Annotated in this window: 11 protein-coding genes; all 11 read left to right on the top strand. The window is 30.9% G+C overall.

Annotated elements, in window-relative coordinates:
* The first annotated feature begins 63 nt into the window (after positions 1 to 63).
* The 11 genes from AYC61_RS11100 to AYC61_RS11150 all read left to right on the top strand — a co-directional run bounded on the left by AYC61_RS11100 (position 64) and on the right by AYC61_RS11150 (position 12,269).
* On the top strand, positions 64 to 531 hold the full coding sequence (locus AYC61_RS11100) for a flavin reductase family protein (protein ID WP_066501942.1): 468 nt from the start codon (positions 64 to 66) through the stop codon (positions 529 to 531).
* A 360-nt stretch (positions 532 to 891) separates the two neighbouring features.
* Positions 892 to 1,719, top strand: coding sequence for a carbon-nitrogen hydrolase family protein (locus tag AYC61_RS11105; protein WP_066501907.1), 828 nt, complete (start codon positions 892 to 894; stop codon positions 1,717 to 1,719).
* A 5-nt stretch (positions 1,720 to 1,724) separates the two neighbouring features.
* Positions 1,725 to 3,578 carry a YgiQ family radical SAM protein gene (locus tag AYC61_RS11110; protein ID WP_066501910.1) on the top strand — a complete coding sequence of 618 codons (1,854 nt, stop codon included), beginning with the start codon at positions 1,725 to 1,727 and terminating at the stop codon, positions 3,576 to 3,578.
* A 280-nt stretch (positions 3,579 to 3,858) separates the two neighbouring features.
* A complete protein-coding gene (locus tag AYC61_RS11115; protein ID WP_066501913.1) occupies positions 3,859 to 5,037 on the top strand; it encodes an NAD(P)-dependent malic enzyme in 1,179 nt (392 codons plus the stop codon).
* A 38-nt stretch (positions 5,038 to 5,075) separates the two neighbouring features.
* Complete coding sequence (locus tag AYC61_RS11120) at positions 5,076 to 5,756, top strand: TVP38/TMEM64 family protein (protein WP_066501916.1); 681 nt, start codon at positions 5,076 to 5,078, stop codon at positions 5,754 to 5,756.
* A 142-nt stretch (positions 5,757 to 5,898) separates the two neighbouring features.
* Positions 5,899 to 6,582 carry a TVP38/TMEM64 family protein gene (locus AYC61_RS11125; protein WP_066501926.1) on the top strand — a complete coding sequence of 228 codons (684 nt, stop codon included), beginning with the start codon at positions 5,899 to 5,901 and terminating at the stop codon, positions 6,580 to 6,582.
* A gap of 25 nt (positions 6,583 to 6,607) precedes the next feature.
* Positions 6,608 to 7,006 (top strand): hypothetical protein, encoded by a 399-nt coding sequence (locus tag AYC61_RS11130; RefSeq protein WP_066501929.1) that lies wholly within the window; start codon positions 6,608 to 6,610, stop codon positions 7,004 to 7,006.
* A gap of 312 nt (positions 7,007 to 7,318) precedes the next feature.
* Positions 7,319 to 9,352: a urocanate hydratase gene (locus AYC61_RS11135; RefSeq protein WP_066501932.1), complete on the top strand. Its 2,034-nt coding sequence runs from the start codon at positions 7,319 to 7,321 to the stop codon at positions 9,350 to 9,352.
* A 119-nt stretch (positions 9,353 to 9,471) separates the two neighbouring features.
* Positions 9,472 to 10,371, top strand: a complete 900-nt coding sequence (gene ftcD, locus AYC61_RS11140; protein WP_066501935.1) for a glutamate formimidoyltransferase — start codon at positions 9,472 to 9,474, stop codon at positions 10,369 to 10,371.
* A gap of 11 nt (positions 10,372 to 10,382) precedes the next feature.
* Positions 10,383 to 11,633: an imidazolonepropionase gene (hutI, locus tag AYC61_RS11145; RefSeq protein WP_066501937.1), complete on the top strand. Its 1,251-nt coding sequence runs from the start codon at positions 10,383 to 10,385 to the stop codon at positions 11,631 to 11,633.
* A gap of 15 nt (positions 11,634 to 11,648) precedes the next feature.
* Positions 11,649 to 12,269 (top strand): cyclodeaminase/cyclohydrolase family protein, encoded by a 621-nt coding sequence (locus AYC61_RS11150; protein ID WP_066501938.1) that lies wholly within the window; start codon positions 11,649 to 11,651, stop codon positions 12,267 to 12,269.
* Positions 12,270 to 12,599 lie beyond the last annotated feature (330 nt).

Below are 12,599 nucleotides of genomic sequence, written 5' to 3' on the forward strand. Positions count from 1 at the left end.
AAAATTAAAAGGAGATGGGTAAAATTGATAAAAAATATTGCTTTCAATGATTACACAAAAGAAATGCTTAATCAACTGACAAAAGGAGCTTTTTTAACAGTAAAAAATGGAGATATTGTTAATACCATGACTATTGGATGGGGTAATATCGGGTATATTTGGAAAAAACCAATATTTACAGTAGCAGTAAGAATTTCAAGGTATACTTATGACTTAATAGAAAAGAGTAAAGAGTTTACGGTTAGTGTTCCAATTAAAAAAAATATGAAAAAAGAACTTCTTATTTGCGGTACAAAGTCAGGAAGAGATGTAGATAAATTTAAAGAATGTGGTTTAACGAAAGAAAAGGGTCAATATCTTGGTACGCCTATCATCGGAGAATGTGAATTGCATTATGAATGTAAAATAGTTCACCAACAGCTTATAGAACCTGCATTATTAGATAACGATATTAGAGAAAAAATATATTCAGACAATGATTTTCATGTAATGTATTATGGGGAAATAGTAGCTAGCTATATAAAAGAATGAAAAGAGTGATTTGTTTCACTCTTTTTATTCTTTTATATACACAGATAATTATAAATGTAAAATTTTTTATTTAAGAATCTTTTCTTATAAATTAACTACAGATATTTATTTTACTAATAGTTGTATTTAAAATATAAGCAAATATTAACTATGCTTTAAGAAATATTGAAGAAATTTGCAATAATTAAAAATCTAGTAGCTTTAAATACTGATTATTCATATAACTTTGTAAGCGACTCACATAAAATCATAGATTTCAGTTCCCTGTTCATAATTTTCTATAAATAATCTGTGTTAGAATATATTAATTTTATAAAATTTATGATAATCTTATAGGTAGTGTATAAGGAGAGTAAAAATATGATTAAAATTTCATTAGCTCAAATGTGCTCCAAATACAATGATGTGAATTATAATTTGAATAAAATGAATGAGTTTATTTTACAGGCAAAGAGAAATGGTTCAAGTATTATATGTTTCCCTGAATTATCGACATGTGGATATAGTAGAGATAATGTTCAAGTATTAGCAGAAAGCTTGAACTCAGACACAATAAACAGACTTAAAAAACAATCAAGAGATAATCAAATTATAATACTTGCTGGCATGGTAGAAAATTATAAGCATGACTATTATATAACTCATGCAGTAATATACCCTAATGGTAAAGTTCAGAGGTATCATAAGGTTCATTTGGGAAGGTTTGAGAGAAAACAATTCAAAGCTGGTGATGATTTGCCTGTTTTTGAGATAGATATAAACAATCAGCAATTAATATTTGGTATATCAATATGTAATGATAGTCATTTTCCAGAAGCTATGATGGCAGTTGCGCTTCAAGGAGCACATATAATATTTTGCCCTCATGCATCTTTAATAGATGCCAAAAAAAGAATTGATTTATGGCAAAAATATATGAGTGCAAGAGCATATGACAATAGGGTTTATATTGCTGCCGTAAATATGTGCGGACATAATGGGGAAAAATATTTTGGTGGAGGAACTGCAATTTGGAATCCTATGGGAGATATGATCAATTATTATGATAAAGGACATGAAAAATCTACTCATTTTGAAATAGATATATTAGAACTGGAAAAATTAAAAAATAATAAAGCAAGTATGAAGAATCATTATTATTTAAAAGATAGAAAAACAGAGGTATACAAAAAATACTTAGACAGGTGATCACTATGAATAATAAATTTTTACCTATAAACAAAAGTGATATGAAACAACTAGGATGGGAGCAACTAGATTTCATTTTAATTAATGCAGATGCTTATGTTGATCACCCTAGTTTTGGTGGAGCAATTATATCAAGAGTTTTAGAAGCAGTAGGATATAAGGTAGGAATTATAGCTCAACCAAATTGGAAATCAGTTGATGATTTCAAGAAATTAGGAAAACCGAGATTGGCGTTTCTAGTATCAGGTGGAAATATAGATCCTATGGTCAATCATTATACAGTTAACAAAAAACGTAGAAGAAGAGATTCATATTCCCCTGGGGGCAAAATGGATTGCAGACCAGATAGAGCTACAATAGTATACTGCAATATGTTAAAGCAGGCATATAAAGATGTACCTATTATTGTAGGAGGTATAGAGAGTAGCTTGAGAAGATTTGCACATTATGATTATTGGAGTAATAGTGTTAGAAGGAGTATACTATTAGATAGTAGAGCTGATTTATTAATATATGGTATGGGCGAAAAATCAATTATGGATATAGCGGAGTGTTTGAATTCTGGTATGGATATAAAATATATAAGACATGTATCAGGAACTTGTTACACAGTTAAAGATTTAAATGAAGTTTATGATTGTATAGAGATACCTTCTTTTAAAGAAATAACTGAAAGTAAAAAGAAGTATGCTCAAGCTTTTAAGATACAATATGAGGAGCAAGATGCTGTAAGAGGAAAAGCCTTAGCTCAAAAGCATAATGATGTGTACTTAGTTCAAAACCCACCAACTATGGTTCTGTCTACTGATGAGCTAGATTGGGTTTATTCATTGCCATATGCTAGAAATTATCATCCTATTTATGAAAAAGATGGCGGTATTCCAGCTATTGATGAAGTGAAATTTAGTATAGCTAGTTCTAGAGGTTGCTATGGAGGGTGTTCGTTTTGTGCATTAACTTTCCATCAAGGTAGAATTGTTCAAGGGAGAAGCCATGAATCAATTCTTAACGAAGCAAAAGAATTAACAAGTGACAAAGATTTTAAGGGTTACATACATGATGTTGGAGGACCAACAGCAAACTTTAGAGCACCGGCATGTGATAAACAACTAAAGGTTGGTACATGTAAAAATAGACAATGTTTATTTCCTAACCCATGTAAAAATTTAAAAGTATCGCACTGTGAGTATACAGATCTTTTAACAAAGCTCAGGAAGCTTCCTAATATTAAAAAGGTGTTTGTTAGATCAGGTTTAAGATATGACTATATAATGGCTGATAAAGATGATAGATTTTTATATGATTTATGTAAAAATCATGTTAGCGGTCAATTAAAAGTTGCACCTGAACATGTTGCAGAGGAAGTTTTAGAATTAATGGGCAAGCCAAAAAAAGAAATATTTGATAAATTCACTAAAAAATTTTATGATATAAATAAGAAACTAGGTAAAGAGCAATATTTAATACCATATTTGATGTCTAGTCATCCAGGCAGCACATTAAAATCTGCCATAAAATTGGCTGAGTATCTTAGGGATATTCATTATCAACCTGAGCAAGTGCAAGATTTTTATCCAACACCGGGAACATTATCTACAACTATGTTCTATACAGGTTTAGATCCAACAAATGGTAGAAAAGTATATGTACCCAAAGATAAAAAAGAAAAAGCTATGCAAAGAGCGTTGCTTCAGTTTAGTAATCCCCATAATTACAATTTAGTCTTTGAAGCTTTAAGTAAAGCAGGTAGAAGAGATTTGATTGGATATGGACCTAAATGTTTGATTAGACCAAAGAAAAAAGAAGAAATTAATAAGGTAAAAGCATACAATAACAAAAATAAAAGAAAGAGAAAATAAGAGAGTTTTTGGCGAGGGGAACCATCTAATAATCTTTGACGGTTCCGACAAGAGCCCGTTTCTTTTGATTTAAGTAGAAGCGATGAAGAAACGAACTCTTGAAGTCACGCTTTCAAAGAAACATTAGATGGTTCCCTAGTGACTATACTGGTAGTTTTTATAATTAATATATGCTAAAAGTGGGGGAAACTAAGTTATTTCAATACATTTAAAGGTAGTATTTATGAAGAGTGTAGTATTTCACAATTAACTATAATGGTATAATGAAGGAGGAAAAAATATGGACTATAATAAAGAAAGTCTTAGAGTGCATGAAGAAAAAAAAGGTAAGATTGAGGTTATTTCTAAAGTTAAAGTTGAAAACAAAGATGACTTAAGTATTGCTTATACACCAGGAGTAGCACAGCCTTGTAGAGAGATTCACAAGAACGAAGATGATGTATATAAATATACATGCAAAGGCAATATGGTAGCAGTTGTTACTGATGGCAGTGCAGTTTTGGGACTAGGTGATATTGGACCAAAAGCAGCATTACCTGTTATGGAAGGAAAAGCCGTATTATTTAAAGAGTTTGCAAATGTAGATGCTTTTCCAATTTGTTTAGATACAAAATCTGTTGACGAAATAGTAAATATAGTAAAAGCAATGTCTCCTACTTTTGGTGGTATTAACCTAGAGGATATATCAGCGCCTAGATGTATAGAGATAGAAAAAAAATTAAAAGAAGAATTAGACATACCTGTTTTTCATGATGATCAGCATGGAACTGCTGTAGTAGTTATAGCTGCATTGATAAATGGTTTAAAGTTTGTAAAAAAAGAAATTAATGAAATAAAAACAGTTGTAAATGGTGCAGGTGCTGCTGGTAGTGCAATAGTAAAAATGCTTATAAGTTTAGGAGTAGAGAATATCTTAGTTTGTGACAGAAAAGGAATTTTACATAAAGGTTCTAAATCTAATGATTGGAACAAAGAAGAATTAGCAGGTTTAACTAATAAAGAAGGGTTACAAGGTGATTTAAGAACTGCTATTAAAAATGCAGATGTATTCATAGGAGTATCAGCAGCCAATGTTGTTGATGAAGAAATGATAAAAAGCATGAACAAAGATGCTATAGTTTTAGCAATGGCTAATCCTAATCCTGAAATAATGCCAGATTTAGCTTTAAAAGCTGGAGCAAGAATAGCTGGTTCAGGTAGATCTGATTTTAACAATCAAGTTAATAATGTTTTAGCTTTTCCAGGTATTTTCAGAGGAGCTTTAGATGTAAGAGCTACTGAGATTAATGAAGAAATGAAACTTGCTGCAGCAAATGCAATAGCAAGTATAATAACAGAAGATGAATTAAGAGAAGATTATATTATACCTAATCCACTAGATAAAAGAATAGCTGAGAAAGTAGCTAAAGCTGTTTCGCAGGCTGCTATAAAAAGTGGAGTAGCTCGTAAAAACGCATAACATCTTAGTGTTGTATTATATACCAGGAGGCATATATAATGAAGAAGAAATATAAAGTTATTTTTTCGGTTATATTAATTATTATAATTGTATTATTAATAATACGATATTTTGATGCAGTGCGCTTATTATCTTTTGAGAGTTTCAAAAATAATAGAGATTACTTTAAAGCATTTGTAAACAAGCACTATTATATATCAGCTGCATGTTTTATATTTAGTTTTGTAATAATGTCATTTGGTATTCCTGTAGCTGCCTTTGCGACATTATTAGGAGGTTTTTTATTTGGATGGTTTTATGGCTTTATATATTCTCTTATAGGAGTAACGATAGGAGCCGCTTTAGCTTATTTGTTTTCCAAGCATGTTATAGGCTCATGGATAAGAAAAAAGTTTGGACAAAAGTTAGCAATTATTGAAAATGAAATAAATAATAATGCAATTAGCTATTTTACATCAGTAAGATTTATACCGTCATTTCCCTTGTTTGTAGCTAATTTCGTTGCAGGTATTACTAATATTTCATTATTAACCTTTATGATGACAACTTTTTTTGGAATGTTACCATATTGTTTAGTGTATTCGATTGCAGGCAATAACATTGGTAATATTAATTCACCAAGAGAGGTTTTGTCACCCGAAATTATTTTGATGTTTATTATGCTCACAATTATAGCTTTTATGCCAGCGGCTGTAAAAAAGCTTAAGAAGAAAAGGTAATGGAAAGTCTGTTTTGTTTTAATAACAAAACAGACTTTTTTAGTTTAAGCTCTTCAGCAAGAGGAATAAAAAATTAATTTAAGGATATCTCTATAATTTGTTGAATAATATATATAAGGTATGTTTAGCAGGGGGGAAAAAAGTGTTTATTAAAAGGATTGTAATATTGTCTACGCTATTTTTTATAATTGTAGTGCTTATATTAGCGTGTTTTTTTATTTTTGATGTAGTTACTTTTGATAATTTCAAGGCTAATAGAGATACAATAAAGAGTATAGTAAATGAAGAATATTATATTAGTATTATTCTAATTTTACTGGCATATATTTTAAGTGCTTTTGGAATGCCAATAACGACATTATTAACTTTAGTAGTAGGTTTTTTATTCGGTTGGGTGTTGGGGTTTATGTATGCTATTATAGGAATAACTATAGGAGCATTATTGACCTTTGTTTTTTCACGGTTTATAATAAGTGATTTAATATGGAAAAATTATAGCCAGAAAATAGAACAAATTAATAAGCATATGGAAAAAGATGCTTTTAAGTATTTCGTTTCGTTAAGGTTAATTCCTTTTTTTCCAATATGCATAGCTAATTATGCAGGAGGTTTATCAAAGTTATCTTTAGTAGAGTTTACCTTGAGTACTATAATAGGCAAATTGCCGTATTGCATTATTTATTCAGTAGCGGGTGATAATATAATAAATATAGAAAATATAAGTGAAGTTTATTCAATAAAAATCATATTGTTATTTGTGTTTTTAGCTGTATTATCTCTATTTCCAATATTATATAAATATATGAAAAAATTTTTATATTTTTAAAACAAACGAAAGAAGGGGGAATTAAATGAAAAAAAGGATGTTTATTATTCTATCTTTTTTTATGTTTTTATTCATGACTAAAGTAAATGCTAATGTATGTTATGCAGATGTAAAAGAGAGTCATATAAAAGAAAATAATATAATGCAGGTTTTTAAAGATGTAGGTACATATACGCAAGATTTATACAATAAAGAAATAAAAGAAAGTAATATAATAAGATTATTTAAAAACGTAGGTGTATTATCTAGTGATTCTAATATAGGCAATGATATAGATCAGGAAACACTTGATAAAATCAGTAATAAATATGGTTTGTCAAAAGGAAAGAAAAAACCTAGGAAGATAATTCAAATTGGTGATTTTGGATATTCAGGTAATGGCACAAAACTAATAATAGTTTTATTATTGTTATTGATATTTTAATCTTGAATAGACGTTTTTTTGACGGTAGTTTATTATAATGTATTTATAACCTTGATTATTCATATAACGCCCAAATAATATGCTGTATAGTTCTGAATTAGAAGGTTTCAGTGAATTCGAAGGCATACTGAGTTGGTATGTCGTGAATTTAATGAATACCTTATAATCAGAAGGTATTATTAATGAATCTCCTATTTGGTTTCTTCATAGGATTAAGCGATTTACTCCAAATCACAGATTTGGGTTCACTGCTCATAATTTTCTATGAGTAATCTAGGTTTTATAATAATAAGTTTCAGAGGAGGATTATATATGAATAATGTTGACATATCTAATGCTATGAGCATTAAATTAGACAGTATTTTTAAGGAATTACCTAAAAAACCTGAATTTATTAAAGGAATCCGAAGAGCTCCAAAAAGAGAATTTACATTAAACAAAGCTGAAACAGAACTAGCGTTAAAAAATGCTCTTAGATACGTTCCTGAAAAATGGCATGAAGAGCTGGCACCTGAATTTTTAGATGAACTTTTGACAAGAGGTAGAATCTATGGATATAGATTTAGACCAGAAGGAAATATTAAAGGAAAGGCAATAGATGAATATAAAGGAAAAACTACTGAAGGTAAAGCTTTTCAAGTTATGATTGATAACAATTTAGATTTTGATATTGCTTTATACCCTTATGAATTAGTTACTTACGGTGAGACAGGTCAGGTTTGTCAAAACTGGATGCAGTATCATATGATAAAAAAATATTTAGAAGAAATGACCTGTGACCAGACATTAGTAGTAGAATCAGGAAATCCTTTAGGGCTGTTTAAATCTACATTAGAAGCTCCTAGAGTAGTTATAACAAATGCTCTTATGGTAGGTTTATTTGATAATCAAGAAGATTGGCATAGAGCTATGGCGTTAGGAGTTGCAAATTATGGCCAAATGACTGCTGGCGGTTGGATGTATATAGGCCCTCAGGGAATAGTACATGGAACTTACAGTACTTTACTTAATGCAGGAAGAGATAAATTAGGAATACCAGAGGATAGTGATTTAAGAGGAAAGTTATTTGTAACATCTGGTTTAGGCGGAATGAGCGGAGCACAGGGTAAAGCCGTTGAAATAGCTAATGGAGTTGGTATAATTGCAGAGGTTGATTATTCAAGGATAGAAACAAGATACAATCAAGGTTGGGTAAGCAAAATTGCTAAAAGTCCAGCAGAAGCATTTAAGATGGCAAAAGAGTATCAAGCTAAAAAAGAAACAGCTGCCATAGCTTTTCATGGAAATATAGTAGATTTACTTGAATATGCTGTAGATAATTCTATAAAAATTGACTTACTATCTGACCAAACATCATGCCATGCTGTTTATGATGGTGGATATTGTCCAGTAGGATTAACATTTGAAGAAAGAACAGAGATGTTAGATAATAACAAAGCTAAATTTATAGAGCTTGTAAATGAAACACTAAAAAAACATTATAAGCTCATAAAGACACTTGTGGAAAACGGAACATATTTCTTTGATTATGGTAACAGCTTTATGAAAGCAGTTTATGATGCAGGAGTCCAAGAAATCTGTAAAAATGGAAGAAATGAATTAGATGGTTTCATATTCCCATCATATGTTGAAGATATATTAGGACCATTGTTATTTGACTATGGTTATGGACCATTTAGATGGGTTTGTTTAAGTGGTAAGAGAGAAGACTTATTGAAAACAGATCAAGCTGCTATGGAATGTATAGATCCAGAAAGAAGATTCCAAGATAGAGATAACTGGACATGGATAAAAGATGCAGACAAGAATAAGCTTGTAGTTGGTACTCAAGCTAGGATACTATATCAAGATGCTTTTGGAAGATTAAATATAGCACTTAAATTTAATGATATGGTTAGAAAAGGAGAGATAGGCGCAGTTATGTTAGGTAGAGACCATCATGATACAGGTGGTACAGATTCTCCATTTAGAGAAACATCAAATATTAAAGATGGTAGCAATATAATGGCTGATATGGCTACTCAATGCTTTGCAGGAAATGCTGCTAGAGGTATGAGTTTAGTAGCATTACACAATGGTGGAGGAGTAGGTATTGGAAAATCAATAAATGGCGGATTTGGTATGGTCTTAGATGGAAGTGAAAGAGTTGATAATATTCTTAAAAGATCTATGCTTTGGGATGTTATGGGTGGAGTTGCTAGACGTTCTTGGGCTAGAAATGAAAACTCCATTAAAACATGTATAGAATATAACAACGTAAGAAAAGGAAAAGATCATATAACCATTCCATATATACCTGATGAAGATTTAATAAAGAAATTAGTAGACGAAAAATTCGAAAAATAAAACAGGGACGGTTTCTTCACCCATAGAGGGAACCAACCATGGGTCAACCCATCGGGGACGGTTCTTCTTGGGTGTAAACCCAAAAAGAACCGTCCCTTGAGAAAGAAGGAGGAAAAAAGATGTCTGGATTAAATAAAATAGTAGAATGTGTACCTAACTTTAGTGAAGGTAGAGATTTAAAAAAAATAGAAAAAATAGTTGACTCATTTAGAGGGAAAAAGGGTGTTAAGCTTTTAGATTATAGTAATGATGAAGATCATAACAGATGTGTTGTAACTGTAGTTGGTGAGCCAGAGGAGTTAAAGAAAGCAGTAGTAGAAGCTATAGGTACAGCAATAGAAGTTATAGATATGAATGTTCATGAGGGACAACATCCAAGAATGGGAGCTACTGATGTAGTACCATTTATACCAATAAGAAATGTGACAATGCAGGAAGCTGTAGACCTTTCAAAGGAAGTTGCAAAAGAAGTATCAGAAAAATATAACTTGCCAATATTCTTATACGAAAAATCAGCTTCTTCAAAAGAAAGAGAAAACTTATCAAAGGTAAGAAAAGGACAGTTTGAAGGAATGAAGGAAAAACTTAAACAACCAGAGTGGAAACCTGATTTTGGACCAGATGAAATTCATCCAACTGCTGGTGTAACAGCAATAGGAGCAAGAATGCCTTTGATTGCATACAACGTAAATCTAAATACTTCTGACCTTGAAATAGCTAACAAAATAGCAAAGAAAGTTAGACACATAGGTGGAGGATTGAGATTTTGTAAAGCAATGGGAGTAGAACTTAAAGATAGAGGAATAACTCAAGTTTCAATGAACTTAACAGATTATACAAAGACTACAATATACAGTGCATTTGAGTTAATTAGAATAGAAGCAAAAAGATATGGAGTAAGTATTGTAGGAAGTGAAGTAATAGGACTTGTACCTATGGCTGCTTTAATAGATTGTGCTGAGTATTATTTAGGTATTGAGGATTTTTCAATAGATCAAGTACTTGAAGCAAAATTGTAAGGAGTGATTTAATGAAAGGAAATATCTTAATAAAAAATGCTTCCGAGGTTGTTACTTGTCATGGATTTAATGCTAAAGCTGGCAAAGAAATGTCAGACTTACACATAATAAATGATGGTGCAATTGTAATTGAAAATGGTATTATTAAAGCCGTTGGTAAGACGGAAGATATTTTAAAAGAATATGATGAAAATAAATATAATGTTATTGATGCTATGAATAAATCTGTTTTACCTGGCTTTGTAGATTCTCATACACACTTTGTATTTGGAGGTTATAGAGCGGAGGAATTCTCATGGAGAATAAACGGTGACAGCTATATGGAAATAATGAACAGAGGTGGAGGAATAGTTAACTCTGTTGATGCTACAAGAGCAGCAAGTAAAGAAGAATTGATTATAGAAGGTAAGAAAAGACTTGATTCAATGTTATCTTTTGGTGTAACAAGTGTTGAAGGGAAAAGTGGGTACGGACTAGATTTTGAAACAGAGATTAAACAATTAGAGGTTATGAAAGAGTTAAATAAATCTCATCCAATAGATATTTATTCAACATTTTTAGGAGCCCATGCAGTTCCTAAGGATTATAAAGGTAGAACGGATGAATTTATAGATTACTTAATAGATAATGTTATGCCAACAGTTGTTGATAAAAAATTAGCGGAGTTTTGTGATGTATTCTGTGAAAAAAATGTATTTTCTATAGAGCAGTCAAGAAAGCTTTTAACTAAGGCAAAAGAAATGGGAATGAAACTAAAGCTACATGCCGATGAAATTGTACAGCTTGGAGGATCAGAGTTGGCAGCAGAATTAAATGCAATATCAGCGGATCATCTTTTGCAAGCTTCAGACAAAGGTATCAAGGATATGGCTAAAGCAAATGTAATAACAACCTTATTACCTGCTACAGCTTTTAGCTTAAAAGAAGATTTTGCCAGAGGAAGATATATGATAGACAATAACTGTGCAGTAGCATTAGCCAGTGATTTAAATCCAGGCAGCTGCTATACTGAATCTATACCATTAATATTTGCATTAGCAGTATTGTATATGAAATTTAGTGTAGAAGAAGCTATAACAGCATTAACTATCAACGGTGCGGCAGCTGTTGATATGGCAGATATAATAGGAAGTATTGACGTTGGTAAAAAAGGCGACGTTATAGTTTTAGAACATCCATCTTACAAATTTATACCATATCATATTGGTGTTAGTGTAGTTGAGAAGGTTATAAAAGATGGAGTTTTAGTATTTGAAAAATAACAAGGAGTTGATAATATGCTCATAGATTTAAGTATAAAAGAATTTATAGAGGAAACTGCTTCTGATTCTCCAGCACCCGGCGGAGGGAGTATATCTGCTTTAAGCGGTGCAATAGCAGTTAGTTTAGCAGAGATGGTAGCTAATTTGACTGTTGGCAAAAAGAAATATGAAGATGTAGAAGATAGTATGAAGGAAATACTAGAAAAAGGCGAGATTTACAGAAAAGATTTAACTGATGGAATAGACGAAGATACTGATGCTTTCAATAAAGTAATGTCAGCATTCAAGCTTCCAAAGAATACTGATGAAGATAAAGAATTAAGAAAGCTAAAAATTCAAGAAGCTATGAAAAATGCAGCTTTAGTACCACTAAAGACAGCACAGAAGAGCTATGAGTTTATGAAATATATTAAAAATGCAATAACTAAAGGAAACAGTAATGCAGTAACAGACGCAGCAGTAGCAGCAATGATGGCAAGAACAGCAGTGCTTGGTGCACTATATAATGTAAAAATAAATCTAGGTTCAATAAAGGATGAAGAGTTTAAAGAACAAGTTTCTAAAAAGGTTACTGAGTTAGAAGAAAATGTTATTGAAATGGAAAAAGAAATTTTATCTTACGTAAAAGAATTATAAGCAGACTGTATTCAATCAGTCTGTTTTTTGTTTCAATAACTAAATTTAACAAATAAAAAATTCTCTTTTAAACAAATATTTTTATTGTTGAGCTATATAATTCATTTTTATAACAAGGCGCAATTGTCCTCCAATCTCTATAGGCGGCGGATACCGATTAGATTTAACAGGCGGTGTGAAATCTTGGGCCTCGTTGAAATACAAATAAAAAATATTGAAAAGTAAAATCTTGAAATGTTTACAGATTTATAAAATATTGCTATAATAGCAATGATTAAACAATATTTTCGAATAAATAATTCTTATAAATAAATGAAAATATTAATCCCC

Origin of the sequence: Abyssisolibacter fermentans (assembly GCF_001559865.1) — a bacterium.
GTDB classification, from domain to species: Bacteria; Bacillota; Clostridia; order Tissierellales; family MCWD3; genus Abyssisolibacter; species Abyssisolibacter fermentans.

What these genes read in the sequence shown, in the direction of transcription:
- AYC61_RS11120 (WP_066501916.1), top strand. Translation starts at nt 5,076, where the DNA reads ATGAAGAAGAAATATAAAGTTATTTTTTCGGTTATATTAATTATTATA.
- AYC61_RS11150 (WP_066501938.1), top strand. Translation starts at nt 11,649, where the DNA reads ATGCTCATAGATTTAAGTATAAAAGAATTTATAGAGGAAACTGCTTCT.
- AYC61_RS11100 (WP_066501942.1), top strand. Translation starts at nt 64, where the DNA reads ATGCTTAATCAACTGACAAAAGGAGCTTTTTTAACAGTAAAAAATGGA.
- hutI (WP_066501937.1), top strand. Translation starts at nt 10,383, where the DNA reads ATGAAAGGAAATATCTTAATAAAAAATGCTTCCGAGGTTGTTACTTGT.
- AYC61_RS11110 (WP_066501910.1), top strand. Translation starts at nt 1,725, where the DNA reads ATGAATAATAAATTTTTACCTATAAACAAAAGTGATATGAAACAACTA.
- AYC61_RS11130 (WP_066501929.1), top strand. Translation starts at nt 6,608, where the DNA reads ATGAAAAAAAGGATGTTTATTATTCTATCTTTTTTTATGTTTTTATTC.
- AYC61_RS11105 (WP_066501907.1), top strand. Translation starts at nt 892, where the DNA reads ATGATTAAAATTTCATTAGCTCAAATGTGCTCCAAATACAATGATGTG.
- ftcD (WP_066501935.1), top strand. Translation starts at nt 9,472, where the DNA reads ATGTCTGGATTAAATAAAATAGTAGAATGTGTACCTAACTTTAGTGAA.
- AYC61_RS11135 (WP_066501932.1), top strand. Translation starts at nt 7,319, where the DNA reads ATGAATAATGTTGACATATCTAATGCTATGAGCATTAAATTAGACAGT.
- AYC61_RS11115 (WP_066501913.1), top strand. Translation starts at nt 3,859, where the DNA reads ATGGACTATAATAAAGAAAGTCTTAGAGTGCATGAAGAAAAAAAAGGT.